Consider the following 26,713-nt stretch of genomic DNA (forward strand, 5'->3'; position numbering starts at 1 on the left):
GTCTATTTTCAGCTTCAAGCTCATTAAAAGTTACCTGGGAAAACAGCCCATGCGGACCCAAAAAACAGCCGGCATGCCTGCAGTTGGATTGTATTTATATTACCTTTGGGACAAAGACCGCCATGCCCATTAGCGGCCAGATAACGGTCACCGCCAGCCAAGTAACCAGCATCAAGAGAATACTCGCCGGTATGCCGTATAAAAAGAATTCACCGGTGGTGAACATGTTGGAGTTGTAGGCAATTGCGTTTGGTGCGGCACCAACCAGCAGCAAAAAGGGCATGCCGGAAACGACGAGTGCAGAGAACAGGATCACCTCGCCGGCGACCCCGAGATAGGGTGCGACAACCAGAGCAACGGGCAGGGATATGGCAATGGCTGCCACGTTCATGATAAAATTGGTCATCATCATGACAAAAAAGGCCATGCCGAGGATAAAGATAATCGGTGGAGAGTTCTCAAACAGGATCAGCCAGTTAACAGCAAGCCACTTCGCTGCGCCCGTTTCCCAGAGGCAAAAACCGATGGACATGGCCCCGGCAAAGAGTAAAATTATATTCCATGGGATATCTTCCAAGTCATTCACATCGAGAATATTAAAGAGAAAAAACGCAATAGTAGAACAAAGCAAAATCCCTGTTTTATGTAGTCCGCTAAAAGCCGGGAAAAAATTTTTCAGGGCAATGATGAGGATTGTGGCGACGACGATAACCACGGTCAAGATCTCATTTCTTCGCCATTTGCCCAGTTCTGCATACATGTTCCTGGATCGTTCCTTTAATCCGTGAATAACTTTACGTTCTGGTTTGCAAACGAGCATGAAAAATCCCCAGAGCAGAAAGGTCATAAGCCAACCGATAGGAAACATATAAGTAGTGAGTTCAAAAAAACCGATATCCACGTTTGTGATATCCTTATAGAACCCAAGAGCTACTGCTCCACGGGCTGCACCAAGCAGGGTAATGATGCTACCGGCTCCCGCCACGTATGCCATGCCTATGAAAAGCCCCTTGCCGAATTTCGAAGGTTTTTCTTCGTCGGAGTAAAGAGCGTGAATGGCCATAAGTAGCGGAAACATGGTCGCAGCCACTGCTGTGTGGGCCATAACGTGAGTCAGGGCCGCGGTCATAATAAAACAGCCCAGCATTATCATGCTGGTTTTTTCACCGACGATTGAGAGCATTTTATACGCGATTCGCCTGGTGAGACCGGTTTTGGTAAACACCATGCCGATTACTATGGACCCGAAGATAAACAGCACGGATGGGTCCATGAAATCCTTGAAGGCAACTTTTGGATCACGGATCATGAAAAGTGCCTGTAAAACACCAATGGTTAAGCTGGTGACACCGATTGGAACAACTTCAAAGACCCACCATGTTGCCGCCAACAAAAAAACGGCTAAGGCTCCTTTGGCTTGCTGGCTCAGAACAAAGTGTTCCCCCATGGGGTCAATGGCATCGGGCCACGGAGGACAGTAATAGACAAAGACAAAAAGCCCCATGCCAAGCAACATGAAGGTGAGCCGCTTCCAATCGAATTTTTTTGGGGTTTCAGGCAGGCTGATAGTGGTAGAATCTGCAGCACTCATCCTCTTCTCCTCTTTATGTTTTCTTATGGAATGGGGCAGTAGGTGTTGCACATGGCCATGAAGATCTCCTCAAGGCGCAGAACACCGATTATGGTGCCGTCATCGGTTACCGGAACATCAAATTCGTTTCGGTTGGACATCATGACTAACGCTTTTAGAATGTGGGTGTCCGCCGGAAATGAAAAATCAATGGGATGCACAAGTGATTTTATGGGCTTATCTCGATTCTTTCCACATTCTGAAAATGTTGATGTTTCATAGAGAGGAGCCAGGTCCAGAAAATCTCCTTCTTTGCCTTCAAACTTTCCCACCTTCGTGCCTTTCAGGAGACCCGGCGCCAGCCCATGCATGATATCCATCAAGAATAATTTACCGACCAGTTGATTCAGGTCGTTGACCACGAACAGCATGGAATAGTGCTGACGTTCCTGCTGTCCTGCCCGAAAAGACATAAATGACTGTATTGCCTCCTGCAGAGTCTGATTTTCGCTCAAATGTGGGTAGTGCTCAATAGGGATAACCAGGTTTCGGATGGTCGATTTTTTTGTATCCATAACACTTCTCCTTTTTCCGAAGTCTGTCTCAAACAGTTCGGTGAATTTTGGTCTTTACAACACCTGGACGCACCAGTTCTTTTTCGGCTGGTTTACAGTAGCCTGTTTCCTTAATTACCGTTGGTTAGAGGGAAAATGCTTCTGCAGAGAGAAACAGAATTTTACCAGCTTTTACTTTTTAGAATGTTTCTCACTTCGTTTGCCGATTTCTTTTCCAGCATGAGAATCCGTTGCTGCTTAGCCAGGCGTATTTTTTCCATGAGAATGGTTAAGTCTACCGGTTTCTCAAGGTAATCTATTGCCCCGTGTTTCATCGCTTCAATGCCACTTTGTATCGTGCCCTGTCCGGTAAGCATAATGACTTCGATGTCAGGTCTTTTTTCTTTGATCTGCTTGAGGGTCTCGATACCGTTTATCCCCGGCATGGCAATATCGACGACTGCAACATCAAAATTCTGGTCATCAGTCATGGCCAATGCTTCTTCGCCGCTTGTCACCGCTATGACCTTGAGTCCACGGGTTTCGAGACGCTGGGACAAAATTTCGATAAAATCTTTCTCGTCATCTACCAGCATAACTTTTGTCGCTAACTGACTATTCATTGCACTGCCTCTCAATAGTTAGGGGTGAAGTTTTGCCTGCGCTAATTTGGCCATTGCCACTTTCTTGTAGGCCTCGTCGATCTTTGCTGTTAGTTGAACTATATCAACAGGTTTCTGCAAATAGGCATAGGCTCCGAGTTCCATACATTTTTTTTCATCTTCCTCTGATCCGTGGCCGGTAAGGATGATAATTTCAATTTCAGGTTTCACTGCTTTTGCTTGAAAGAGAACTTCAACACCGCTCACACCTGGCATTTTCAAGTCGAGAACTATGACATCAGGAGTTTCCTGCGCCAATAAGTCGAGGGCCTGCTCGCCATCAAGAACAGGATAAGAACCATAGTTTCGCGTATTGAGTCGTTCGGCAAGCGTTTCCACAAACTCCTGTTCATCATCAACCAGTAAAACCTTAGGCGGGAGAGAGAATTCCTGCGCTCTGTAAACGGACACGTAGTAATCTTTGCCCGTCGCGACCTCAACATTTTGTACACCGCTTACACTTTTAGCTATTCTTTTCAGTGCATTAGCTAGTTTTGAAAAATTGAGAACACTTTTGTTAACGAACAGGGTAATGTGCCCATTGTTGCTCACAACAGAGGGAATGTAGCCTTTTTCGATCAAGGCTAACTCGACCTGCGTTGCCAGGATGAAGTCCACGACAGCTTGCCTGGATGTTTCGGTTTCGAGAACAGCTGGTTTGTGATAGTTTTCCATGATACGTTGCACCACCGCATCAGGGCTACTGGACCCGACAGGAATAACAATGTCGTAAAGAGATGGATCACTTACTGTCTTGGCAAAGAGAAAATCCGTCCAGCCTATTGCTTTAAGGTCATGATGATGAATCAGATTGACAGCCTTTTTCTCGATCAAGCCCTCGGCGATTGCCCGCTTAATACGACCTTGTTTTTCATCAAAGACACCCACTTTCAAGATGTGGCTCACCGAAGAGGGAATTAAGTGGGTAATGAAACCGGAAAAAATAATTTTGGAACGGCTGATATGTTCAGCCAAGGCAAGTTTTATGTGAGCCGTGGTGCGCTCTCTCTCAAATGTGAACTTGTTAAAGACGGATGTCGGACTATAAAGAGCTTCTGCCACCTTATCTTTCTTTAATTTGTACTGCAGGCACGTTTCATCGATTATGTCATGATCTTGAATAGTAACATAACCGGATGCCACGGCCAGTTTTTCCCGGATTTCCTTTTCCATCGTGAAAATGCTGTTAAACAATGCGATTGAGGACATAGGGGTCTCCTTTTAGTCATTTTCTCACTCAAATAATGAAACTCTCCTCTTGTCCATTGTATTGCAGATACTGTACCACAATGTTACAGTATTCATTTTTTGTGCGATATTATAAATAGATACGACACTATTTGGAAGAAAGTAGAGCTGGTGTTGTTTTGCTTCTTGTGGAACATTATGGAACATATGTTCCACAGCGTTTCAGTTTGTCTCGCAGTGGAACGCTGTGGCTTGGTTGTTTCCTGTTTTGCTGCAGATAGGGCAATAAACGCGCTCATTCCCAAATTGATTTTGATCGGTGTCAACCTGGCTAGCCTGAATATTTCATAAAAAGAAGGCGAAACCTCAAAAATCCTTTATAATTCAATTGCCTAGAAAGAAAATAAAGGGAGGGTTCGCCATGACAAAATGTACCACAAGGCCAATGGACTTCACAAACTGTAAACAACGGTTAGTTCAAACCGATTTTACCGGAGGAGACATAACCAGTGATGGTGGAGCGGTTCTTCTTCGAGAAATGGATCGTCGTTTACAGTTAACTGATGATATCGCCAGAAGTTTATCGGATCACCGGCGCAAAAAACAGATCCGGCATGATCCTGCAAGCCTCTTGCGTCAGCGTGTCTATGCGATCTGCCTGGGCTATGAAGACCTCAATGACCATGAGACGTTACGAACAGATCCGTTGATTCAGACCGCTCTCGGGAAGACGCAAGCCTTGGCCAGTCCGTCGACCCTGTGCCGGTTTGAAAACCGAATGGGATGTGATGAGGCGATTGCCATCCATAAGGTATTAGTGGATCGTTTCATTGCCTCTTATAGTGATGGACCGGAAGAACTGATTCTCGATTTTGATGCCACCGACGATGCGATCCATGGCCGGCAGGAGGGACGTTTTTTTCATGGCTTTTCTGATCATTATTGCTTTCTTCCGCTATGTCTAACTGGAAACTATTCGGCGGCGGTGCCTGGCCGGAACGGAACTGGCACGCAGTCAAGTTGCAACAATCCGCCTGAAACTACTCAAGATAGGAGCGGTGATTATACGTAATACCAGAAAGATACGGGTGTTATTGAGTGACAGCTATCCGTATCAGGAGATTTTTGCCAAAGTCGCAGCAAGACTCGCCTCCGGGTAAAGACAGGTCTGAGCGCTGCCCCGGCGTGTTGAGATAAAACGGGGGCTATGGGAGAGGTGCGCGCTATATTCATGAAAATACCTCTCAAGCGTCGGCGAAAAGGCGAAGTGACTCTACAAAACCGCAAAAGAATCACTTCTGGACAAATATAAACCATCCATGAAATATGCGGGCTAGCAAAGGTTCTCTGGAAGACTTTCTTGATGGTTTTTCGGTGAAGATTCATAGGAGAGATCGTGAGTGCGGCTAAATCGACTTTCTGAGACGTTTTAAACTGTAGAAGAGTCAAGCAACGACTTGACTCTTCTACTCCTTTTGCTGCCTGCAACCTCACCATTACCCCCAAAAGAGTCAGGCAGCCGCCAGCATCTCATTGAAATGAGTCCTACAGGCTGATAACCGTTGCATCGCAGGACAACCGTATCAATTCGACAGCAGTACCCATTCTCGCCCCTTCAATCAGATCACTCTCCGTTATTCGCCGAGCCTTGGCGCATGGCGTGCAGGCAAGCACCGGTACTTCGTTGGCTTGCAGATACGTCATGAGATCATCCGCCACATCCCCGGTTGCTGCGCGAAGGTTGTCTAAAAGACCTATCTTGGCGAGATACACTCCTTCATCGAGAAGAAACAGGGTGACGTTTTTTCCCTCTTTGTGAGCAACTGTTGCTAAATGAATGGCTCGAGTGGCACGATTGGGATCATCAGTCCCGCATGAAACTGTGATAACGACGTTATTTGTCATTTTTTCCTCCTCATTTGTATTGAATTGCTGATGGGTTGATAACACTCAAAACAGACCATTTTACCAAGACGACCACGATGACACCAGTGATTCTGACCAGCCTCTGAGAGTAACGTAAATCCTTAACCCGGTTTTCTTTTCCATTACAGTCCAAATTCCTTTTATACTTTCACAACGGGTAGAAAAACTGAAAATTTTGATCCCTTACCGGGTTCACTTTTCACATCTATATAGCCACCATGTTTTTTTATAATGCCATAACTTACGGATAAACCAAGACCAGTTCCTTTTAGGTCTTGCTTAGTGGTGAAAAAAGGTTCAAAGATATGGGCGATATTTTCTGGGCTTATGCCTATGCCGTTATCTTCAATGCGGACTGCAATGTTCTCCCCGTTGATTACTTCAGTTGTAATAGTGATCATCATACCGTCGCCTTGGCATGCGTCTGCAGCATTATTTAACAGATTGAGAAAGACCTGTTTCAGCTGATCAATAACCCCCATAATCGAGGGGAGATTGTCGGCGTACTTTTTTATGATGCTGATTTTACGAGTATGAAAGTCTTTTTTGCAGATCAAGAGGAGGGGGTCAAGGAGAGCATGAATGTCTACCTGTGTAAGTATGCCGGAAGTAGGCTGGAAGAAATCTCTGAGATTAGCGATGAGATTCTTCATCCTTTGGCATTCCTCTAGAGCCAGCGTGACGAGTTCTGCTTCCGTTTTTTCCAGGGGAACGTATTGATCGATCCCTTTGATAATGGTCATAACACTCTGGAGAGGATTGTTGAACTCATGGGCGATGGAGGCGGAAAGCTTGCCGATCGCCGATAGCTTTTCCGCATGTAGATACTGTTTTTGGGTTTCCAGCAGCTCGTGGGTCCTTTCTTCGACCCTCATTTCAAGTTCCTCATTTAGAACTTGAAGCTTCTCTTCGGACTGAAATTTGCTCAGTGCCACAGCTAAGTAGCCTGCGAGTCGCTCCAGCAGGGCAATGGTTTCAAGGTTGAATCGTTCTTTTCTCCGATCGTTCAACTGGAGAAGCCCCAGGCATTCCGTACCAAGACGCAGTGGGATCAGGGCTACCGACTCGTACCCTTCGCTATTACAGCGATTGCGTGTACGGGACTGCCGGTCTGCTTCAGAAGACGAGGCGAGCAGTTCGGTGGTGTGGTTGCTCCAGAAGCTTCCCTGTGCTGTGAAAAATGGTTTGGAAGGATCAAAACGACCGCAGATGACGTTACCGCACATGCATTCGAGCACTGGGTTGCCGGTGCTGTCGCAGATCAGAAGCCCGGCCTCGTCCCGGGCGCATAGCCGTGTCTCCGCGAGAACGAACTCGTCCGAAAAACCCCGCGTCTCGTAATAGGGATAGTCATTTTTCTCTTTCAACCTTATTCCCACAGCTTCGCAGGCTGATTGTTTTTGGAGAAAGGCTATTGCTGCATGACTCAGTTCTTTGGTTCCCCGGCTTTCGTTAGTAAAACGCAAAAATTCGATTGTTGCCTCTCGTTCCTTTTCCGCCTGCTTGCGATTAGCAATTTCCTTATTCAATTCCCTGTTTGTAATTGACAGTCTTTCGGTACGCTCCTTGACCAGACCCTCCAGGTTATTCTGATATTCTTGTATTTTTATCTCCGCCTTTTTGCCCTCGGTGATGTCTTCGACCATCTCTATCGCGGCGGTGACTTTGCCGTCCGAATTAAAAATAGGTGAAGAGATTATTCTATAATTTCTGATTTCATTGCCAAGCGGCGTATCCGTTACCGATTCATGGACCTGTCCATCCTGTAACGTTTTAATCGTGGGACAACAGGAACAGATATCTTCCCTGGGAGCGTCATTAAATGTTTGAAAGCAAACAGGTTTTTTTGAAACGTCAATATTCGGAAACCATTTATTCATTTGCTTGTTCATGGTAATTATTTCCATGGCAGGACTGATAAGAGCTACACCGATACCGATATTTTCGACCAAGCTTTTGTATTTTTCTTCACTTTCCCGCAGTTCCCTGTCCGTTTGTATACTCTCGGTAATATCCTGAAACAGCTCTATGACCCCGATGACCTCTCCTCTCTCGTTCTTCACCGGGACCATGATATTTTCGACTATGAAACCTGGGGTGATTTCTTTGACGAAGGTCTGCATCTCTCCCGTCTCCATTGCCTCCGGGGCCTTACAGTCATTGCACGTTTTGAGGTCCTTTTTTATCTCTCCCAATAATTCAGCGTGCAGTTCGTAGCAGTGCCTTCCTCTGACGTTCTCAAGGCTTACCCCGAGCTTTTTCAGAAGATAGGGATTCATGTTGAGAATTTTGAAGTCACGATCCAGATAAGCGATTCCCATCGGAATATGATTGAATATGAGCTCAAAATCTTCCGGCCTGGCACCGATGTTGAAAAGCTTCATTTTGTGACCTGTTTCCTTTTGAGAAAAAAGAGCATTATTGACTGAACTTTTTTAAAAAATAAAATTTACACTTCTTAAGTGGCTGCACTGAATATATCTAATGATTATAAGGCATTCAAGAGGTCGAATGTCTATCACATTTTGTGTTGCCGACCCTCCGAGATAATTCCAGATTATTTTTGCGAAGAACTTCAACGATTATGTTAGGTATTGTGGTTGAAATCACGTCAATGTTGTGCAGGCTCGGGTGCAAGATTTGTACTGCCAACGCAAAGCGATTCGTAGATTCGTTTGGTTAAGATGTTTCCTGACGGATCGCCTCTCTAGCAGTCAAGAATTATAGGAGCTATCTGAACTGCGAGACCGCAAGCGTAACCGGTTGCCAATGCAGCGTAGCGCAGTTGACAATCCACGTTCACGCACTAGTTAACGAATTCAATTTGTCTTTTCCTTGGATAGATCTAATTTATCTCTAGAATTACCTATATTTTGTTTGTCTTGGTCATTTTTACGTGAATTTAAATACTCCTTTAAAATACTTATAACTTCAGGAACATTTCTATCAATAGCAGATATTACTTCTTTATTTACAGTTGCTTGAGTGGCTTGGTAGTTACTTACCATTTGAGTGCCTTTCCACAAGGAGAAAACAATAACGCAAACACCAAAGAGAGCAAATATCGTCCCTGGAGAAGCCTTCTTTAAGATCAAGGACTTGTCTTTCCATACGGCCTCTACATTAGTTTCTTGAAATACACCTCTAATAAGCAATAGATATCCCATTATCGCGAAGGCAATCCCAGTCATAAGAGCGCCAAAAAGGAACATTATGAGCAAATTTATTTGAACCAAATTGATAACAAATATTGCACCGAATAATGAAATGAACACGGCCGGTAAGCTTAATATCAAGAATGCCTTATAGTCTAACTCGCCATTATTCAAATTGGTCTTTTGGATCGAAAGTTTGAAAAGTCTATAGCCCATTAGAAAAAGGAAGAAAGCCAATATTACATCGAGCTTACTCGTAATAAACCCAAAGATTTCTTTAAGAAAATATGTAAGTGCTTGCAATACTCCAAATTCCATATGTGTGTCCTAGTTAATAGAGAAATATTCTGAACATGTTTCTTTATGCACAATATTTATGCTTGCTAACAACTGATTATGCGACTTCGCATATCCCCCTCAAAAAAACAATATGCGAAAGGACATCATCGTTTACTGAAAATTTTCTTCTCCAAATGTTAACATATTTCCAATCAGTCTTTCCTGGTTTATAGGAGAGATCTTTACTGTTAAGTAGTGCGTTAATCAGTAGACATATGTTATACTCCATCCATGGATAATTCAGACGGAAGAAAAATTGATCGTAAAGCTCTTGAAGCAATTCGCATCAGGGCTGTCAAGCGTGTTGAGGCTGGCGAGAGTCCCGAAGTTGTAATCAAAGCCCTCGGTTTCACCCGAACGCTTATTTACACGTGGATCGCGAAATACCGTGAGGGCGGCATTGATGCTCTGCGCAGCAGAAAAGCGCCGGGCAAGTCGCCGAAACTGGGCGGCCAACAACTTCGAAGACTCTATCAGATTGTCGTTGGGAACGACCCACGGCAGCTCAAATTTGAGTTTGCTCTCTGGACTCGGGCTATGGTTCGTGAATTTATTATGCGCGAATTCAAGGTGAAAATGAGCGATACGGCTGTAGGTCGGCTGTTGAAGAAGCTTGGGTTGAGCCCACAGCGTCCGACGCGTCAAGCCATCCAGCGAGATGAGCTTGCTGTATTCAAGTGGATGGCGGAGGATTACAAGGAGATACAAAAGCTTGCGAAAAAGCATCAGGCAGAAATTTACTTCGGTGACGAATCGTCTGTCCGTTCTGACTATCATTCCGGCACCACCTGGGCTCCTCGAGGGCAAACTCCGGTCGTCAAGACGACGGGAAAGAGACACCGAGTCAACTTGATTTCTGCGATAAATAGTCGTGGTATCATGCGGTTCATGGCTACGGAAGACAATGTGAATGCCGATGTATTCATCAGTTTTTTAAAACGTTTAATATTCAAAGCCTCGAGTAACATTTTTTTTATTGTTGACAATCATTCAGTCCACCGGTCTGAAGAAGTACGAAAGTATGTTGAATCGACGGAAGGCAAATTACGTATTTTCTTCCTTCCACCTTATGCTCCGGAATTGAATCCGGACGAACATGTATGGAATTATTTAAAAAACCATAAAATTGGCCGACAGACGACGAGCGGCGGTTTTGAACTCTATAAGAGAGTCGAAAGCATTATGCGCTCACTTCAGAGGCTACCGGAAAAACTTAAATCCTTCTTCATGCATCCGTGGACAAAATATGCTTCTATGTCTACTGATCAATAGCCGCCTTAATAACAAATTCTCTTGGCCTAAAGTTCACATATTTCCAATTTATCTAAACTCTTCCCTTTCTTCATTTATAAAAAATGCCAAAGTAGTTAATGGCAGGAACGCTGGCACAAAAGACATTGCCACAATGTGGTGATTTGTTGTTGCGTAATTACAGGGACATATATTGTTACCACTAACCATTTTCTATTACAATGAGTTCCTCGGCCAACCCCCGGTAAACGGGAAGAAAGCCTGGACAGGTGCATTGGCGGTCATTTTTTCAGGCTCTTTGAGAAAGCGTTTCCCTCTGATCTTACACATTACATTACACTATTTTTCCCGCTGCTGGTTACCTGGGGCCTGGCTTTGCAAGCCGCCCGTGCCGCAGCGAGGCGCGCGGCCGGTACACGAAACGGTGAGCATGAAAAATAATTCGAGCTGAGGTTGTGACAAGGTTTGATGGTTTGGGGTTTACCGCCATGCTTTCGAATGCACCATGCCGCAATGGTCCATAAACCGAGTATATTTTTACACAGATGTTTCAGCTTTTGGTGGCTTTTTTCCGAAACTGCAAGACCCGGAAAGGTTTTGACCTATGTCAAGGTGATTTGATCAACCGTGTTCTATTGTAAGACGCATCACAAAAGTACCTAACCCGGAATCATCATGAACATTTTATGCCTCAACGGGTAACGAGTTGATATGTAATCATCTTTACTGGTGAAAAAGGCGGGTTAAAAGTGCAAAGACTAAACAGAAAATTACAATAACAGGAGTGGAATATGTCGGGATGCGGTTGCGGATGTACCAGTAATAATGGCGGGCCTTTTTCCAAAGGAAAAGAGTTGGTAGAATTTGTCTTTCATGCCCATGGCGGTACTGTGAGGGACCAGAAGATTCAGCAGGGCCCCATCGAGACGGTTTGCCAGGGTTGTCAGGCAGCCTTTATCCTGGAAACGTATGTCGGAGTGTGCTCGCAATGCGGCGGCGTGCATGCGGTCGCCCCCATGAGCCCGACAGCCGAAAAAATCCAGTTTGCGGGGCGTGACTACACCTTGCCGTCCTGATGAGATCGGGCGCCAATATTATTAACAGCATAGACAAACAGTTATGTGATTACCACTAAACATCAGCTACATGGGGATATGAGGTGCCCTTTGCACGGGTGTTCCGCAGCCTGGATGGCTGCGGTCAAGCCCCCAGGGATGGGTTTATGACGTCCTGTGCAAAGGGCTCCTCATATCCATCTGGACCTTCTGGTCTGAACTTTATTATTAATTACAAACATTTATTGCCATAGCTCCAGCAGCAGGCCATCGATGCCGAAAACAGGGTCGGTGGCTGGCAGGTGCACCTGGGCGATGTTTCTATCCGCTTGTGGCCGCTCTTCCGGTTTTCCGTACATCATATCTACCGGCTGGCCGACAGGATAGCCGCCGACCACCTTGAAATCTGGGGATTGCCCTTTATTGCAGTGGGAAACCCCGGCGGGGATTATGATTACATCTCCCTTCTCCGCCTCCAGAATTTCTCCCTGAGGACCACCAAAACAGGCACGCACCCACCCTGAATATACCCCGAGGACCTCGTGTGCCCTGGAGTGATAGTGATGGAAATCATAGAGTCCATTGCGCCAGGCAGCCGGCCAGCCGTTGTCGCTGAATATTTTTTCAAAATACTCCGGTACGATCCGGGCATCCTTGAGCGGGGATTTAAAAACCACCAGGGGCAGATTTTCATTATTGGGAAAAAGGCCACACTCGTGAAATATTCGGGAAATAAAACGAACATCTTGATTTGTCATGATCTTTCCTCCTCTGTGTACTGCCGGGGATAGACGCCTTCCGCCTGAAAACAATCTTATCCATTCTGTCGTTGTATCCCGGCTTTCTCTCTGTCTATCGGGGTGGGTTCAATCGTCGACGTGGTCCACATCGATCTGGCCGGTTATATTTCGCCGGAGAATGGACCAGCACATCCCGATGGCAAGGATCAGTGAAAGTATTACGAGTACTATCCAGATAATTGTATCTTGTGAATCCAGGCTGAACCAGCCCTGATCCACCATCAACCAGACCAAACATCCCAATACGGCTGCGCCCAGGGTAATGCCGAGCCAGCCCATCGACTGGAACGTCGCGCGGAGATAGATGATCCAGCCGATCAGCAGAACGAGCCCCACCAGGGCCACCACCGGGCCAAAGTGTGTACTTCGGGCAAGTACCCAGCTGACGTAGGAATACGCGGTAGGGTTGTAAGATCCCAGCACCAGGACCAGAGCAAAAAACCAGCGTCCGATAAAACTGCCTGCAGTAAATGTCTGCGCCATTGATGTCACCCCTTTTGTTCTCTATACCTGTGCCGCGATTTGATCGGCCAGCCGACGAAGACTGGCTGAATTGTCAAGACCATCCAGCAAGCGCTGCGGAATACCGGAGATACCGGTCTGCGCGCCGACCAGCGCCCCGGTGAGGATTGCCCGTGCCTGGTTCTGCCCGCCGCCATTGACGGCATGGAGTATGGCGGACTCGAAGTCGTCATGAAACCGCGCTGCCAGGTAGTAAGCCGCCGGCAGTTGATGGTAGATCGCGCAGGGCATGCCGTAAACGAGGGAAACCTTCCATGCAGGCTCGATCCTGATTCCCGGATCAGCGGCAGCCGAAGCCATGTAGGATGGGGTCAGCAGGGCGTCGGGTGAGGCAAAGCGTCCTGCGCGGCTTGGTTCGGGGACCCCCGGATTGGGCGCCTGCAGGTTTTCACTGGTGACCGCATGAAAAGGCAGCTCACCGGTTTTGACCAGCTGCATTAATCTGGCGGACAGGCTCGGGTCAAGCGGGTGCCCCTGAACCAGCATGGCGAGCACCGCACCGTAGGCGACAGTCATCGAGACCACGGTGTCGTCGGCCTGCGTCAGGACAGTATTGCCGGTCACCGCACTGGCCATTTTTCCTGGTTGCCGGGCATAGCGGACGGCAATGGCCAGGGTGCGTTCGATTGCTTCTGTGGTATCGGCATGGCCACCGGTCTGGTTCCAGGGCAGCTTTTGTTGTACGCGCCGTTTCCAGGCCTCGCGGATGGACTGGCTGGTATACCCTCCCGGTCCATTCATCGGGCTGCCGTCGAGTAATGGGAAAAGCTCCTCATCCAGCCTTCGGCAAAAATCAGTCTCATTATAGCCGCCGCAATCTCCCAGCGATTGCAGCATCAAAGTGAGAATATAGCCTGCCTGGGAAAGTTGTCCGGCTTTTTGGCCGCTATGGTAGCGACCTGGTTTGGGGTCGGTGTAGTCCGCGATCCATTCGCCGTAATCGCGGCGCAGCTCGGTCAGGTCATAATACCAATGCGGGCCGAGGGCGAGGGCGTCGCCGATCAAGGCACCCATGATGGCGCCGGTTGCCCGCTCCTGAATCGTTGTGTCTTTCATCTTGTCATCCTTATGGTCAGTGGTTCGATATATTTCTCGGTAATATTGTTCGTTGTGGCGGGTGAAATGGGCGCCTGCGATCCCACAGAGGCCCGTCCACTCTCCCTGTATCCGGCAACAGTAACCATCTTCCGCGGTGTACTCAATTTTCCCGGACAATTCTTTTGGTGATGGCCACTACAGTTCAGCCTGGTAGGTCCAGAGGGATATGAGGTGCCCTTTGGACGGGTGTCCCGCAGCCTGGATGGCTGCGGTCAAGCCCCCAGGGATGGGTTTATGGCGTCCCGTGCAAAGGGCACCTCATAAGCCGATATAGTGTAAGTTTGGTGGTAATCACAATTTTTTTCGGTTTATGGTACCGGATTTGACAAGTCTTAAATTTGAATTAGCTTCTGCCTGAAAGCGTTTCTTAGCAGTAAACGCTCTCGCCCAATGATCCGATTCCTTTTTATCCCTGTATAACTACGAGGAGTTTTCTGTGCGATATACTGGATTATTTGCCCCTTTAGTCACGCCCTTTGATGCCAATGAAAATATCAATTACCCGGTCCTGGAGCAGCTTATCGAATTTCTGCTGGCAGAAGGGGTTGCCGGTTTTGTACCCGGCGGGACAACCGGGGAAGTGTATGCGTTAAGCGAAGCGGAACGGTTGGAAATCTTTCGCTTTGTAAAAGAAAAAGTGCGCAATCGGGCGGTGCTCATCGCCGGGACGAACAGCGGTGCAACCCGGGATGTCATCGGCTACAGCCAGGCTGCTGAAACGATGGGCTACGACGGTCTGATGGTCGCCGTGCCGCCGTATTCCCGTCCCAATCAGCAGGAATTACTCGCCCATTACCGGGTTGTGGCCCAATCGGTTACCATCCCGGTCATTCTTTACAATTTCCCCTGGCGCGCCGGGACGGAAATTGGTTACGACGTCATGGATGAGCTGACAGGGGTCGAAAACGTTGTCGGCATTAAAGAGGCGAGCGGCGATATGTCCCGGGTGTATGAATTCCATCTCCGCTATAAAGACAGGTATCAGATGATCTGCGGCAGCGATGATCAGGCCCTGGACTATTTCCTCTGGGGGGCAACCTGCTGGATTGGCGGTGGCGCTTCCTGTGCTCCCCGCCTGCACCGTCAGGTGCTGGACGCTGCCTTGGCCGGGGATTTTCTTGCCGCGAGGGACATGATGTCAGGGCTTCTGGTATTGTTGCGCAGCCTTGAGAGCGGCAGCTACACCCAGAAGGTTAAATACGGCTGCGAACTGCTGGGCATTGATGTCGGCAGTCCCCGAAGGCCTTTGCTGCCCCTTGAAGAACATGAAAAATCGGCCTTTAAGAAACTGTTTGCCGCCTTGCCGGCAATGGATATCCGATGAAATCGATACCGTACATAGACTCGCATACCGGAGGCGAACCGACGCGGCTTATCCCTGAGCTGCCTTTTTCTGTTCCCCGGGGGTCGGTTGCCGAACAGCTGGCTGTTCTGCAGCAGCAGCATGACACCTTGCGGAAAACCATCCTGCATGAACCCCGGGGCTCGGATGTCCTGGTCGGCGCCTATCTGGTTGCGCCGGCTCAGCAGGATTGCCAGTTCGGGGTTATCTTTTTTAATGACGTCGGCTATCTCGGCATGTGCGGTCACGGCATGATCGGGGTGATCGCCACACTTTCTTTTCTCGGCAGGATTCAGCCGGGAACGGTGAAAGTTGAAACCCCGGTGGGAGTTGTCGAAGCGACCTTGCATCCGACTGCACAGGGCAAGGCAAATGACTATCCGAATCGTGTGTCCTTGAAAAATGTGCCGGCGTATCGTTTTCTCACCCGGGTTCCCCTTGAAATTGCCGGCAAAACCATCCATGGCGATGTCGCCTGGGGCGGCAACTGGTTCTTTCTGGTGCATGATCATGATCTTGTTATCACGGCGGCTAACCTGGAACAGCTTACCGGTTTTTGCCGGGAAATACGCCGCCAGTTGACAGCCGGGGGGATACGGGGCAGCAACGGTGCCGAAATTGACCATATTGAACTGTTTGGTGCGAGCCGGGAAGCCGACAGCAGAAACTTTGTCCTCTGTCCGGGTGCGGCATATGACCGTTCGCCATGCGGGACGGGGACAAGTGCCAAGCTGGCCTGTCTCTACGCCGACGGGAAACTTGGTGCGGGGCAGGTCTGGCGGCAGCAGAGTATTATCGGCTCCATTTTCGAGGGCAAGATCGAAGCCGTCGGCGAGCAGCTCGTCCCGACAATTACCGGCGAGGCATGGGTCATGGCCAGAGGGGAACTGCTGGTGGATTCGCGTGATCCTTTTGCCGGTGGTATTCCCAAATGATTGTCACGCAGCAGAGTTGACGGCAGGAGGAAAAGGATGAGCGACAGGCAAGATATTCTCATCATCGGCGGTGGTTCGATCGGACTGAACTGCGCTTATTACCTGCTGCGTGCCGGGCGGAAGGTGACCCTCATCGACAGCGGCAGTGTCGCTGACGGGAGTTCAACCGGTAATGCCGGGCACATTGTACCCAGCCACATTATTCCACTGGCTGCACCCGGGGTGATCGCGCAGACAATCAAGTGGCTGCTTCGTCCCTCGACCAGTCCCTTTGCCATGCAGTTCAGCTTCGCTCCCGATTACCTGCAATGGCTGCTGCGCTTTGTCCGGAACTGCTCGCAGGGCAATGTCGACAGGGCCCTTTCGCCACTCAAAGCCCTGGGGGAGTTGAGTGCGCAAAACTATGCGCACTTGATAGACGAGGAGGGGATCGTCTGCAATTATCAGCAAAAAGGCCTGCTCTATCTCTATCGCCAGGTCGCTGCCTTGCGTGCAGGGTGCGAGGAAGCGGAGCTGTTGCGCAGCCATGGCGTGGCAGCCACCATTTACGACCACCAAGAGCTGCGTCGTCTTGAACCGGCGGTTACCGATACGGTTGTCGGAGGAATTCTTTATCCAGGGGATGCCAACCTCAATCCCGGACTCTTTCTGCAGCAGCTCGCCCTGCGTGTACGGGGTCTGGGGGGTGAAATTCATGAACACTGTCCGGTGCACCAGTTGCAGGGAAGGAACAGACGTGTGTGTGGCGTCGTGACCAGGTGCGGTACATTCTGCCCGGAGGAGGTTATCCTGGCCGCCGGCTCATGGTCGCCTGAGGTGGTCAGGGGATTGCACCTGGATGTCCCGGTGCAGCCGGCGAAAGGGTACAGTATCACCATGGCCGCTCCACCAGACACCCTTCGCCACGCCCTGTTGCTGGGCGAACAGAAAATCGCGGCTTCGCCTATGGGTGATCTGCTGCGCTTTACCGGTCGTCTTGAATTGAGTGCGCTTGATATGTCGGTCAGCTACTGGCAAATCCAGACCATCATGAGCGCTGCCCGCCGCTACCTCAATTTTCCCCGGCTGCCTGAACATATCACAAGCTGGGCCGGGCTCAGACCGACGACGCCAGACGGCCTGCCCATCATTGGTCGCACCGAGCTCTATCCCAATCTCATTCTGGCAACCGGTCATGCCATGCTGGGCATCTCCTTAGGTCCGGGAACCGGTCAGCTGGTGGCGGATATTGCCTGCGGCAGGAAACCGGTTCTTGATCCGGGGGCTTTTGCGCCATCCAGGTTTTAAGGTTGCCGGACCGAGTGTTGGCGGAGTTATTTTTATCGATATGTCCAGGAGAGAGTCGATGACCACGAGTTCCTATCTCGCAGCTGCACGATCAGGTCTGCTGGCAGAGCGAATTGAGGCGAGCCGGCGGTTGCTGGCAGATTGCAGCTTATGTCCGCGCCGGTGCAAAGTCGACCGGCTGCAAGGCCAGCTCGGCTTGTGCCGCACTGGCGTGAAAGCCGAGATTGCCAGCTATGGACCGCATTTTGGCGAGGAGGCAGTGCTCGTTGGCGAGCATGGTTCCGGGACGATTTTTTTCTGTGGCTGCAGTCTGCTCTGCGTGTTTTGCCAGAACTACGACATCAGCCATCCCGACCATATGCACGAATCCGGCTGCCTTGCGGTCGATGACCGGCAGCTGGCCGAGGTGATGGTGGAGTTGCAGGCGCAGGGATGCCATAACATCAATCTGGTCACTCCCAGCCATGTGGTTCCGCAGATTCTTGCGGCTCTGCCGTTTGCTGTTGCAGGCGGTCTCAGGGTCCCGCTCATCTACAACAGCAGCGGGTATGACAGCGTTGCTGCCCTCAGCCTGCTCGATGGCATAGTCGATATCTATATGCCGGATTGTAAGTTCTGGTCTGCAGATTCCGCCAGGCGATATGCCAAGGCTGCCGATTACCCGGAAGTCGCCCGGATGGCGCTGCAGGAAATGCAGCGGCAGGTGGGTGATCTGCAGATCAATGGTCAGGGGCTGGCGGAACACGGGCTGCTGGTCCGGCATCTGCTGATGCCCGGTGGCGGTGCCGAGACGGACGGTATTCTCCGGTTTCTGGCAGAGCAAATATCGGTCAACTGTTATGTGAATATCATGGACCAGTATCGACCCTGCGGCAGAGCCGATGCCTTTGTTGAGCTTGGGTCTGCCGTTTCCGCCAAAGAATATCGGCAGGCCATGCAGCGGGCAGAGGCGTATGGTCTGACCAGGCTTGATCGGCGCGATCTTGCCCGGCTGCTGCACCATGTGCTGGATAAATGATCTTGCTCAGATCAACCTGCCGCCATGGGGGCGGCCGTCATACAACCGCCCATTATGGGTGGCAAGAAAGGTAGCCAGAGGAATTTCCTCCTGCTTGATAAATCCTTTCTCCGGCAGGGCCCCGCTGCTGACCATTTCCACCACCGAACAGATCGAAGCGGCGGTTGTCCAGGCAATGGTTCGGCGCATTTTTCCGGCAATTTCGATCGGAGAATAGGCTCTGACGAATTCTTCACGATTGAGATTGCCGTTCTGCCAGCCTTCTGCGGAGGCGTGGATATACACCACATCTTCGCTTACCGGCGGCTTGGCGTTGACCAGGATCTTGCCGGCGTGGGCCCTGTCTTCGCGCATCAACAGTTCGTGCAGGAAAAAGTTCATCAGGGCGGCGTGCCCTGGGTATCGGATAGATTTGTAGTCGAGGTTCTCCACCAGGCCATGGTAGGTCTCGCACATGGTGCCCAGCCCCCCCGAAGTGGTGAAGGCCTCCAGCTGCAGGCCATTGATGACTATCATCTCCAGCCATTCAAGAGGCGAAACCCATTTGCGGACCCCCCCCTCAATGACTTCACAATCATTGAGATATTCATTGACCACCCCCTCCGGCGACCAGTTGAAGGCGTAGCCGAGCAGGCCGGTCGGATGCTTCGGCAGGGCACCGACCCGCAGCTTGATGGATCTGATTTTGTCAAATTTCCGGGCCAGGGAAGCCCCGACAATAGCAATAAAGCCGGGCGCCAGGCCACATTGCGGCGCCATGACCGTCGGCGTGGTTTTGCTCATTTCGCTGATTGCCCTGGTGGTGCCGACATCCTCGGTGAGATCAAAGTAGTGGACCCCGCATTGTGCGGCGACCCGGGCTACCGCGACGTTGAAATGATAGGGCAGGCAGGAAATAATCGCCTCATGGTTTTTGAGTGCGGCCGTCAGGTCGGCGTGGCTGGTGACATCGAGGGGGTGGACGGGGAACGGAAATGTTTCAACGGGGTGTACATCAGCACCTGTTACCTTGAATCCCGTCTCATGCAGCAGAAGGGCCACCAGGTAGCCGACTTTGCCAAGCCCCAGAACCAGCACAGAGTTGATACGCTTATCCATTGTTGCGCTCCAGTTTGATTTAACAGGTTAAAAGAGTCGGTGCACGATCCGGCCATCAAAAAGGGTCATATCCACTTGTGTTCCGGGGATAGAAGATGGCGGATCATTGAGGATGTTGGTGCTGAGCACCGCCAGATCGGCTCTGTTGCCTGGTGCAATAGCTCCCAGGTTGCTGGCATTGTGAACTGCCGCCGGGACGGAGGTGTACGCGTTCAATGCCTCGGCGACACTGATCCTGGCTTTCGGGTACCAGCCTTGCTCCGGTGTGCCGTCAGGGCGCTGCCTGGTGACCGCGGCATGAATGGCCGGCAGCGGGTCGGGACTGCATACCGGGCAGTCAGAGCTGAACATGACTGGTGCCCCCGTGTCTATCAGCTGTCGGAAGGCATATGCCCATTGGCCCTTTTCCGCGACGATACGGTCGATAAGATTAATGTCCAGAATCATATTCGCCGGGGTGACGTTGAGTGCCAGGTTGAGCGTGCCGATTCGTTTGACGTCTTCCGGACGGATCATCTGCACATGCTCGATACGGTGGCGAAAAGCAGGGGGCAGTGGTGTCGGATACGTCTTGCGCTTTTCCGCAAGATCCTCGAATAGACTGATTATTTCCCGGTTGGCGCGATCCCCGATAGCATGGACCATGACCGAGAGGCCGGCTCGGTCGGCTTTCTCGATGTCTCTGGCCAGCAGTTGCATATCCATGAGCGGCATGCCGCGTTCGGCATCAAGATAGGGGTCGATCATCCAGGCCGTGCGCGCCCCCATGCCGCCGTCGGAAAAAAACTTGATATGGCCGATGCGCAGGCAGTCGCTGCCGAAACCGGAGCGGAGGCCAAGGCCGATGATATCCTCAAGCTGGTGGCCGGGCAGGCTCATCCAGCAGCGAAGATCGAGCTGTCCATCCTGGTCAAGCTGCTGGAAACACTGAAAGGAGCTGGCGCCATCGCTGTCGGCCATCAGCCGTATATCTTGAATACTGGTGATTCCCCAGCGATGCAGTGCCTTGATGCCATCGGCAAAGGCGTCGGTCACCCGGGCAGCCGTCGGGGCATCAATAGCCCGGCGTACCAGGTTGATGGCCAGTTCGCGCAGGACGCCGGTGGGTTCTCCAGCTTCATCACGTTCGATCCTTCCTTCGGGCGGGTCCGGGGTGGTGTTGTCTATCCCGGCTAAACGCAGTGCCGCTGAATTGGCTACGGCCATGTGGAGATCGCAGCGCCACAGCAATACCGGATGGTCCGGGGCCGCCTGGTCAAGGCTCTGCCGGCTGGGTTGGCGGGGGACGCTCCATTCGGTCTCGTTCCAGCCCTGACCCATGATCCACTGGCCGGGGGCAAGGTTTTGGGCACTGTTTTGTACCCGGGCAAGCAGCTCTTCGAGACTGGCCAGGTCGTCCAGCTGCAGATCCCGGCGCTTCAGGGCCCATTCGTAGAAATGGATGTGGCTGTCGAAAAACCCGGGGACGATCAGGCGACCGTCAAGGTCGATCTTTTGCGTATCCGGGCCTGCCAGATGGAGCATGTCGTCGCTGCTGCCAAGCGCGATGATGCGTCCCCGGCAGAGAGCCAGGGCGTCAGCCGTTGGGAGAATCGGGGTGTTGGTATTGCCGCTGGCCAGATTGGCGTTGTGTAGAACAATTTCAGGGCAGTGCTTTTCTTGCATAGACTCACAGTAAGAAACCATTTTGGAACGGATCATTTGGGTCAAGGACAAATTGATGCAACCCGGTGATTGTCGCACTTCCCCTGACCTGACCGATAATACCGCCAAATTCGCCTATGGTCAATTCACGGATTATTCTACCCTCGAAAACTGTGCCCAAAGGGCTCGCATTCCGGTAGGTATCGCCAATGCCGAGGCTGCCCTTATGGTGCATCAGGGTCATTTTCGCCGTGGTACCGGTGCCACAGGGGGATCTGTCCATATGGGACTCGCCGTAGGTGACTACGCTTGTGCCGTTTCGGCCTTGCTCATCTCCGGGGTTTTCGGCATAAAATTCGGTAACGTCAATGCTGTTGACCTCAGCTCGTTCAGGGTGATAGACCTGCAGCTCCCGGTTGGCCGCATCGATTATAGCCATGCCGAGGGCAATAAGTTCGGTGCTGTTGCTGGCACTGAGCTCGATGCCGATCGATGCCGCCGACACCATGGCAAAAAAACCGCCGACGCAGACCAGATCAACGTTCACCCGGCCGAATCCCGGTATTTCCAGCGGGCAATCCGTTTTTTGGACAAAGGACGGCACCATATCGATGCCGACCGAGAGCACCCGGCCGGCTGCAACCCGGGTATGGGCGTGCAGGGGGCCGGATGGGGTGTCGACAGTGATAATCGTATCGCCGTTTTCCGCTTCAATCGCGCCGGTTTCAATGAGGGCGGTGACGGCGCCGATGGTGGCATGGCCGCAGAGATAGGGGTAACGTCTGGCGTCCATATAGATGAGGCCGAACTTCGCCTGTGGGCTGACCGGTTCGGTGACCACCGCGGCGAACATATCTCTATGGCCTCTCGGTTCCTGGGTGAGCAGCAGGCGCAAATTGTCGTATCGTGAGGCGAAAAAATCCCGTTTTTCTATGATCGTCCTGCCGGGGAGTTCTCCCACGCCTCCTATCAGCAGTCTGGTGGGTTCTCCTTGGGTATGGGAGTCAATCGTCAAAAAGCGGGCGGGATACCGTTGGGAAAATCCTTTTGTGATCTGGTCGAGTTGCAGCATAGATAACCTTAACTTCTTCAGTTTTATAACAATTTAACGATTGAGCAGAGCAGATGAAGATTGCTCTCCCCTTTGGGGAATTTTTACGACACCATCAAGATTCAATGGCGAGCAGATGGCAATGATGCGGTGCCACCTGCACTCGGACCTTTTCGCCGATGCTGTAGATTCTGGTGCGCATCATGCTGATAATGTGAATTTCTCTTCCAGTACCCAACTCAATGAAATAACTAACTTCTCCTCCCATGTAGCTGCGGTCCTTGATGCGGCCGGCAAAGGAATTCATCTCCTGTTTCGTGGTAATTTCATCTTCGTCTACCAGATCGAAACGCTGGGCGCGGACCACCAGCTCGACCCGATCCCCCAGGTTAAAGGTGTTTTTATTATCGGCAATGAGCAGGTCGCCGGTTTCAATCTGAACATGGACGTGCTCCTTATTGACGTCGACAATCTGACCCTTGATAAAATTGGAGTGGCCTAGAAAATCGGCGACAAAATGATTGACCGGCTGGTTATAGACAGTCTGCGGATCGCCTTCCTGCTGTTTACGGCCGGCCTTCATGACCAGGATCTTATCCGACATGGACAGTGCTTCACGCTGGTCATGGGTGACGAAAATTGTGGTGACCCCCAGCATCTGCTGCAGGTTGTCCACTTCCCGTCGCATTTCTTCGCGTAGGTTTTCATCGAGGGCGGAGAGCGGTTCATCCATCAGCAGCACATCGGGTTCAATGACGATTGCGCGGGCCATGGCGATGCGCTGCTGCTGACCGCCGGAGAGCTGACTGGGCATGCGGTTTTCGACGCCGGGCAGCCGGACCATTTCCAGGGCCTGCATAACCTTCTCCCGGATCTGGTCTTTTGATACGTTGCGGTATTTCAGGCCAAAGGCGACGTTGTCAAAAATAGTCTTATGGGGAAAAAGAGCATAATTCTGGAAAATCATTCCCAGGTTGCGCTTATGGATCGGGGTATCATTTATGCGTACACCTTTGATATAGATATCGCCCTCGGTCGGATCTTCAAGTCCGGCAACCATGCGCAGCAGGGTCGTTTTGCCGCAGCCAGAAGGACCCAGCAAGGTTACCAGGCTGCCTTCTTCGATGTCAAAATCCATTTTCTCCACGGCGGTCACCTTGCCGTATTGCTTCATTATGCCTTTGAACTGAACCAAGGGTTGTTTCTTGCTGGTAGCCAATGTACGTTGTCTCCCCGTTTTTGATTATGTACTGCAGGGCCGGATACCTGGCAGCGCGAAGTGCCCGGCCCTGGTTTACCAAGAAAAATATCAGCTTCCCGCCTTGATGCGGTCCCATTTTTCTGTCCATTCCAGCTGGTTGGCGTTCCAGTAGGCCGGATCGGCAAAGAGATAGCCGTCCAGCTTGCCGGTCGGATCAAAGGCCGGCATTTTTTTGATCTTGTCGGTCAGGGCAACCTTGGTCGGATCAAGGCTCGGCGGATAGTTCTGGCCTTCGGATACCGCTATGGCGGCCGCAGGCTCGAGCATGAAGTTGAGCAGTTTTTGGGCCACGTCCAGGTCGGTCCCCTTGAGGACAAAGAGATATTCCATCCAGGAATAGGTGCCTTTGGGCGAGAGATAGCCGATGGGGTGACCTTCCTGCTGCAGCGCGGCAACCCTGCCGGACCAGGCGACGGTGGCATAGATTTCCCCGTTGGCGAGCAGGCTCATCAGTTCGGCTCCGGAGCTCCAGTATTTTTTCATCAGGTCGCGCTGTTCACGCAGTGCGGCCCAGATAGCCTTGAGGTCGGTCATCTTGTTGGGGTCCTGGTTGGTGTGCAGTGCGGCATACCACATATTGGTTCTGAAATCACCGCCCCAACTGCCCAGCTTGCCTTTCAGTTCTTTATCCCATAGCAGACCAACTCCCAGTTTCTCGGCCTTTTCCTTGCTTATTTTGTTACTGTTATAGGCGATTCCAGTCTGACCAAGATCATAGGGAACTGCGGAAAGTGTTCCCTTGGTTATCTCTCGCAGTGGTTTGATCATGGAAGGCATGACGTTTTGCAGGTTGGGAATTTTTGATTCATCAAGTACTGATGCAAAACCCAGTTCCGCATAGCGGGCATAATCGAAGACGGCGCTCAGGTGGGCAATGTTGAACTCTCCCCCCGGCGGATAGGAGGCCTTGACTCTGGTCAGATAGGAGTCCATGTCGCCGAATTCACCTTCAATCACTTCTATCCCTGTTTTTTCCGTAAAGGGTTTGAAGGCGTATTTGCGGAGAGCCTCGGAAGTCGGGCCGCCCCAGCTATCAAAACGGATAGAGTTAGCTGCCCGGGCATCTCCTAGCATGCTGCCAAAGGGTGATCCCACAAGGCCTATGGAGGCGCCGGCCAGAGCAAGGTATTTGAGGAAATGACGACGGCTCAGTCGGCCACTTTTATAGGCGTCATATACCCTATCCAGTTTTTCTGTTGTTAGTGTGGTCATTGGTTCTCCTCTGTTGATGGTTTTGTCTTACGTGCTAGGCTTTTAAATTGGTAAACTTGCGCGACAGATATCCTGCCAGCAGGGGGGTGGCAACGGTCATGACAATCATCACCGTGCCCAGGGCGTTAATTTCCGGACTGATCGAGTTGCGCAGCATGCTGAAAATCTTGACCGGAACCGTCTGGTTTTCGGCGGTGGCCCAGAACAGGGTGGCGGTGATGTCATCAAACGATATGGTAAAGGAAAAAAGGGCCCCGGCGAGAATGGCCGGCAGAAGAAGCGGAAATGTCACTTCCATAAAGGTCTGAAAGCCATTGGCCCCGAGGGACTTGGCCGCTTCTTCGTATTCTTTTTTTATGCCGACCAGACGGGCCTGGACGATGAGTAAAACATAGGGCAGGGTCAGAACGACATGGCCGATAAGCAGCAGGGCAAAGCTTTTCGGCTGCTGGAGAAACCGTAGGAAAAGCAGCAGGGCAACCCCCAGAACCACCTCGGGAATCATGATCGGGGAGAGCAGCAGGGTGTTGATGGTGTTTTTACCGCGAAAATCAAAGCGGATAAAGGCCAGCGCCGCCATGATGCCGATACTGGTCGACAGCACCGCTGTCAGCCCGCCCAGGATCAGGGAATTCTTGAAAGCGTCGATGATCGAATCGTTCTGGGCCAGTTTGACAAACCAGCGAAAACTGAATCCTTCCATGGGAAAGATGCCAAACTGTTTGGGGTTGAAAGCCAGGACAATGACCACCACTATAGGGGTAAACATGAAGATATAGACCAGGATTGTGTGCAGCCTGATGAGTTTCCAGCCTATGGAAGAGCGTCGCATATACTAATTCCCCTGAAAGCTTTTGAAGATCTGGTTGATTCCCAGATAACGGTTGTAGGTCCAGACAATAATAAAGAGCAGTGCCAGTAAAATAACACTGATAGCGGAACCGAAGGGCCAGTCGAGGGTGCCGATGACCCGCTTGAAAATAAGGTTGGCGATCATGTCGTTGCCCGGTCCGCCGAGGATCATCGGCGGCAGATAGGTGCCCGCCGTCAGCACAAAGACTAAAAGCGACCCGGCGCTGAGCCCGGGAAGGCTGAGGGGCAGAGTCACCTCACGAAAGGCCTGCCATTCGGTACAGCCCATGGAGCGGGCCGCTTCGAGCAGACTTTTGTCGATGCCCTCGAGGCTGACATAGATGTTCAGGATCATAAAGGGCAGCAGGTACATGAGCAGCCCCATCAGCACGGTGAACTCATTGTAGAGCATCGAGATCGGCGCCTGAATCAGGCCTATTCTCAACAGGAAATGATTGATCAACCCGGTATCGCCCATGATGTTGATCCAACTCATGGTGCGGATGATGAAGCTGACCCAGAAGGGCAGCATAATAAGCAGGAGAAAAATCTGCTTATGCCGGCTGCTGCTGCGGTAGAAAAAATAGGCCGGAATATAGCCCATGAGGATGCAGAGAAAGACCGTTTCAAAGGAGATACGGATAGTGCGCAGGAGGATTTGGGGATAAAAGAAATCTTCAAAGAATTTGGCGTAATTACCCATCTGAAAGGCCGGGATATCAGCGCCGCTGGGGGCACGCAGCCAGAAGCTGTAGACGACGATAAAACAGACAGGAATGACGAGGAGGAGAAAGACTGCGGTCATTGACGGCGCCAGCAGCGCCCATGGTTTCCAGCTGTTAGATTTCATAAAAGTCCGTCGAGGTCGAGTATGAGTAGGTATCTTGCGGAAT

25 protein-coding genes are annotated in these 26,713 nt (G+C 51.0%); 8 read left to right on the top strand and 17 right to left on the bottom strand.

Annotated elements, in window-relative coordinates:
* Positions 1–94 precede the first annotated feature (94 nt).
* From FCL47_RS18140 to FCL47_RS18155, 4 genes are all read right to left on the bottom strand, one after another.
* Positions 95–1,591, bottom strand: coding sequence for an SLC13 family permease (locus FCL47_RS18140; protein ID WP_136815049.1), 1,497 nt, complete (start codon positions 1,589–1,591; stop codon positions 95–97).
* 23 nt (positions 1,592–1,614) lie between these two features.
* Positions 1,615–2,145, bottom strand: coding sequence for a CBS domain-containing protein (locus FCL47_RS18145; RefSeq protein ID WP_136815051.1), 531 nt, complete (start codon positions 2,143–2,145; stop codon positions 1,615–1,617).
* Positions 2,146–2,306: 161 nt separating this feature from the next.
* A complete protein-coding gene (locus FCL47_RS18150) occupies positions 2,307–2,747 on the bottom strand; it encodes a response regulator (protein ID WP_136815052.1) in 441 nt (146 codons plus the stop codon).
* Positions 2,748–2,765: 18 nt separating this feature from the next.
* Positions 2,766–3,995 (bottom strand): response regulator, encoded by a 1,230-nt coding sequence (locus FCL47_RS18155; protein ID WP_136815054.1) that lies wholly within the window; start codon positions 3,993–3,995, stop codon positions 2,766–2,768.
* Between the two features lie 400 nt (positions 3,996–4,395).
* Between FCL47_RS18155 and FCL47_RS18160 the strand changes: the two genes are divergently transcribed.
* Both FCL47_RS18160 and FCL47_RS25720 read left to right on the top strand, forming a co-directional pair.
* Positions 4,396–5,046, top strand: coding sequence for a transposase (locus FCL47_RS18160; RefSeq protein ID WP_370459578.1), 651 nt, complete (start codon positions 4,396–4,398; stop codon positions 5,044–5,046).
* The gene (locus FCL47_RS25720; protein WP_370459580.1) at positions 5,003–5,134 is read left to right on the top strand and encodes a transposase; all 132 of its coding nucleotides are present in this window, start codon (positions 5,003–5,005) and stop codon (positions 5,132–5,134) included. The genes FCL47_RS18160 and FCL47_RS25720 overlap by 44 nt, the downstream gene beginning before the upstream one ends.
* Before the next feature lie 385 nt (positions 5,135–5,519).
* Here the strand turns inward: FCL47_RS25720 and FCL47_RS18165 are convergent, their stop codons facing one another.
* The 3 genes from FCL47_RS18165 to FCL47_RS18175 all read right to left on the bottom strand — a co-directional run bounded on the left by FCL47_RS18165 (position 5,520) and on the right by FCL47_RS18175 (position 9,373).
* Positions 5,520–5,879 (bottom strand): DsrE family protein, encoded by a 360-nt coding sequence (locus FCL47_RS18165; RefSeq protein WP_136815055.1) that lies wholly within the window; start codon positions 5,877–5,879, stop codon positions 5,520–5,522.
* Positions 5,880–6,040: 161 nt separating this feature from the next.
* On the bottom strand, positions 6,041–8,284 hold the full coding sequence (locus FCL47_RS18170) for an ATP-binding protein (RefSeq protein WP_136815057.1): 2,244 nt from the start codon (positions 8,282–8,284) through the stop codon (positions 6,041–6,043).
* 435 nt (positions 8,285–8,719) lie between these two features.
* Complete coding sequence (locus FCL47_RS18175; RefSeq protein WP_136815059.1) at positions 8,720–9,373, bottom strand: hypothetical protein; 654 nt, start codon at positions 9,371–9,373, stop codon at positions 8,720–8,722.
* A gap of 252 nt (positions 9,374–9,625) precedes the next feature.
* On the opposite strand from FCL47_RS18175, the gene FCL47_RS18180 reads away from it, so the two are divergent.
* Positions 9,626–10,666 carry an IS630 family transposase gene (locus tag FCL47_RS18180; protein ID WP_136815060.1) on the top strand — a complete coding sequence of 347 codons (1,041 nt, stop codon included), beginning with the start codon at positions 9,626–9,628 and terminating at the stop codon, positions 10,664–10,666.
* Between the two features lie 770 nt (positions 10,667–11,436).
* On the top strand, positions 11,437–11,721 hold the full coding sequence (locus FCL47_RS18190; RefSeq protein WP_136815061.1) for a hypothetical protein: 285 nt from the start codon (positions 11,437–11,439) through the stop codon (positions 11,719–11,721).
* Positions 11,722–11,942: 221 nt separating this feature from the next.
* On the opposite strand, the gene FCL47_RS18195 is transcribed toward FCL47_RS18190, so the two are convergent.
* From FCL47_RS18195 to FCL47_RS18205, 3 genes are all read right to left on the bottom strand, one after another.
* Positions 11,943–12,458, bottom strand: a complete 516-nt coding sequence (locus FCL47_RS18195; RefSeq protein WP_136815062.1) for a cupin domain-containing protein — start codon at positions 12,456–12,458, stop codon at positions 11,943–11,945.
* A gap of 108 nt (positions 12,459–12,566) precedes the next feature.
* Complete coding sequence (locus FCL47_RS18200; RefSeq protein ID WP_136815063.1) at positions 12,567–12,983, bottom strand: DUF6524 family protein; 417 nt, start codon at positions 12,981–12,983, stop codon at positions 12,567–12,569.
* Positions 12,984–13,004: 21 nt separating this feature from the next.
* Positions 13,005–14,078 carry an ADP-ribosylglycohydrolase family protein gene (locus FCL47_RS18205; protein ID WP_136815064.1) on the bottom strand — a complete coding sequence of 358 codons (1,074 nt, stop codon included), beginning with the start codon at positions 14,076–14,078 and terminating at the stop codon, positions 13,005–13,007.
* A gap of 478 nt (positions 14,079–14,556) precedes the next feature.
* Between FCL47_RS18205 and dapA the strand changes: the two genes are divergently transcribed.
* The 4 genes from dapA to FCL47_RS18225 are packed head-to-tail and all read left to right on the top strand — an operon-like array spanning position 14,557 to position 18,702.
* On the top strand, positions 14,557–15,444 hold the full coding sequence (gene dapA / locus FCL47_RS18210) for a 4-hydroxy-tetrahydrodipicolinate synthase (protein WP_167496553.1): 888 nt from the start codon (positions 14,557–14,559) through the stop codon (positions 15,442–15,444).
* Positions 15,441–16,397: a proline racemase family protein gene (locus FCL47_RS18215; protein ID WP_136815066.1), complete on the top strand. Its 957-nt coding sequence runs from the start codon at positions 15,441–15,443 to the stop codon at positions 16,395–16,397. Before dapA ends, FCL47_RS18215 begins: the two co-directional genes overlap by 4 nt.
* 36 nt (positions 16,398–16,433) lie before the next feature.
* Positions 16,434–17,684, top strand: a complete 1,251-nt coding sequence (locus tag FCL47_RS18220; RefSeq protein ID WP_136815067.1) for an FAD-binding oxidoreductase — start codon at positions 16,434–16,436, stop codon at positions 17,682–17,684.
* 58 nt (positions 17,685–17,742) lie between these two features.
* Positions 17,743–18,702, top strand: a complete 960-nt coding sequence (locus tag FCL47_RS18225; RefSeq protein ID WP_136815068.1) for a radical SAM protein — start codon at positions 17,743–17,745, stop codon at positions 18,700–18,702.
* A 6-nt stretch (positions 18,703–18,708) separates the two neighbouring features.
* Here FCL47_RS18225 and FCL47_RS18230 read toward each other — a convergent pair whose 3' ends face one another.
* From FCL47_RS18230 to FCL47_RS18260, 7 genes are all read right to left on the bottom strand, one after another.
* The gene (locus FCL47_RS18230) at positions 18,709–19,800 is read right to left on the bottom strand and encodes a saccharopine dehydrogenase family protein (RefSeq protein WP_136815069.1); all 1,092 of its coding nucleotides are present in this window, start codon (positions 19,798–19,800) and stop codon (positions 18,709–18,711) included.
* Positions 19,801–19,827: 27 nt separating this feature from the next.
* Positions 19,828–21,465 (bottom strand): amidohydrolase, encoded by a 1,638-nt coding sequence (locus FCL47_RS18235; protein ID WP_167496554.1) that lies wholly within the window; start codon positions 21,463–21,465, stop codon positions 19,828–19,830.
* A 4-nt stretch (positions 21,466–21,469) separates the two neighbouring features.
* The gene (locus FCL47_RS18240) at positions 21,470–22,516 is read right to left on the bottom strand and encodes a proline racemase family protein (RefSeq protein WP_136815071.1); all 1,047 of its coding nucleotides are present in this window, start codon (positions 22,514–22,516) and stop codon (positions 21,470–21,472) included.
* Between the two features lie 94 nt (positions 22,517–22,610).
* Positions 22,611–23,714, bottom strand: coding sequence for an ABC transporter ATP-binding protein (locus FCL47_RS18245; RefSeq protein ID WP_136815072.1), 1,104 nt, complete (start codon positions 23,712–23,714; stop codon positions 22,611–22,613).
* Between the two features lie 90 nt (positions 23,715–23,804).
* The gene (locus tag FCL47_RS18250; RefSeq protein WP_136815073.1) at positions 23,805–24,968 is read right to left on the bottom strand and encodes an extracellular solute-binding protein; all 1,164 of its coding nucleotides are present in this window, start codon (positions 24,966–24,968) and stop codon (positions 23,805–23,807) included.
* Positions 24,969–25,002: 34 nt separating this feature from the next.
* Positions 25,003–25,800, bottom strand: coding sequence for an ABC transporter permease (locus tag FCL47_RS18255; protein ID WP_136815074.1), 798 nt, complete (start codon positions 25,798–25,800; stop codon positions 25,003–25,005).
* A gap of 3 nt (positions 25,801–25,803) precedes the next feature.
* A complete protein-coding gene (locus FCL47_RS18260; protein WP_136815075.1) occupies positions 25,804–26,670 on the bottom strand; it encodes an ABC transporter permease in 867 nt (288 codons plus the stop codon).
* Between the last annotated feature and the right edge of the window lie 43 nt (positions 26,671–26,713).

This window comes from Desulfopila sp. IMCC35006 (genome assembly GCF_005116645.1).
In the GTDB taxonomy this organism is placed as follows: domain Bacteria; phylum Desulfobacterota; class Desulfobulbia; order Desulfobulbales; family Desulfocapsaceae; genus Desulforhopalus_A.

Coding starts and splice junctions, on each gene's coding strand:
- FCL47_RS18140 (WP_136815049.1), bottom strand. CDS start 1,591: ATGAGTGCTGCAGATTCTACCACTATCAGCCTGCCTGAAACCCCAAAA.
- FCL47_RS18145 (WP_136815051.1), bottom strand. CDS start 2,145: ATGGATACAAAAAAATCGACCATCCGAAACCTGGTTATCCCTATTGAG.
- FCL47_RS18150 (WP_136815052.1), bottom strand. CDS start 2,747: ATGAATAGTCAGTTAGCGACAAAAGTTATGCTGGTAGATGACGAGAAA.
- FCL47_RS18155 (WP_136815054.1), bottom strand. CDS start 3,995: ATGTCCTCAATCGCATTGTTTAACAGCATTTTCACGATGGAAAAGGAA.
- FCL47_RS18160 (WP_370459578.1), top strand. CDS start 4,396: ATGACAAAATGTACCACAAGGCCAATGGACTTCACAAACTGTAAACAA.
- FCL47_RS18165 (WP_136815055.1), bottom strand. CDS start 5,879: ATGACAAATAACGTCGTTATCACAGTTTCATGCGGGACTGATGATCCC.
- FCL47_RS18170 (WP_136815057.1), bottom strand. CDS start 8,284: ATGAAGCTTTTCAACATCGGTGCCAGGCCGGAAGATTTTGAGCTCATA.
- FCL47_RS18175 (WP_136815059.1), bottom strand. CDS start 9,373: ATGGAATTTGGAGTATTGCAAGCACTTACATATTTTCTTAAAGAAATC.
- FCL47_RS18180 (WP_136815060.1), top strand. CDS start 9,626: ATGGATAATTCAGACGGAAGAAAAATTGATCGTAAAGCTCTTGAAGCA.
- FCL47_RS18190 (WP_136815061.1), top strand. CDS start 11,437: ATGTCGGGATGCGGTTGCGGATGTACCAGTAATAATGGCGGGCCTTTT.
- FCL47_RS18195 (WP_136815062.1), bottom strand. CDS start 12,458: ATGACAAATCAAGATGTTCGTTTTATTTCCCGAATATTTCACGAGTGT.
- FCL47_RS18200 (WP_136815063.1), bottom strand. CDS start 12,983: ATGGCGCAGACATTTACTGCAGGCAGTTTTATCGGACGCTGGTTTTTT.
- FCL47_RS18205 (WP_136815064.1), bottom strand. CDS start 14,078: ATGAAAGACACAACGATTCAGGAGCGGGCAACCGGCGCCATCATGGGT.
- FCL47_RS18215 (WP_136815066.1), top strand. CDS start 15,441: ATGAAATCGATACCGTACATAGACTCGCATACCGGAGGCGAACCGACG.
- FCL47_RS18220 (WP_136815067.1), top strand. CDS start 16,434: ATGAGCGACAGGCAAGATATTCTCATCATCGGCGGTGGTTCGATCGGA.
- FCL47_RS18225 (WP_136815068.1), top strand. CDS start 17,743: ATGACCACGAGTTCCTATCTCGCAGCTGCACGATCAGGTCTGCTGGCA.
- FCL47_RS18230 (WP_136815069.1), bottom strand. CDS start 19,800: ATGGATAAGCGTATCAACTCTGTGCTGGTTCTGGGGCTTGGCAAAGTC.
- FCL47_RS18235 (WP_167496554.1), bottom strand. CDS start 21,465: ATGCAAGAAAAGCACTGCCCTGAAATTGTTCTACACAACGCCAATCTG.
- FCL47_RS18240 (WP_136815071.1), bottom strand. CDS start 22,516: ATGCTGCAACTCGACCAGATCACAAAAGGATTTTCCCAACGGTATCCC.
- FCL47_RS18250 (WP_136815073.1), bottom strand. CDS start 24,968: ATGACCACACTAACAACAGAAAAACTGGATAGGGTATATGACGCCTAT.
- FCL47_RS18255 (WP_136815074.1), bottom strand. CDS start 25,800: ATGCGACGCTCTTCCATAGGCTGGAAACTCATCAGGCTGCACACAATC.
- FCL47_RS18260 (WP_136815075.1), bottom strand. CDS start 26,670: ATGAAATCTAACAGCTGGAAACCATGGGCGCTGCTGGCGCCGTCAATG.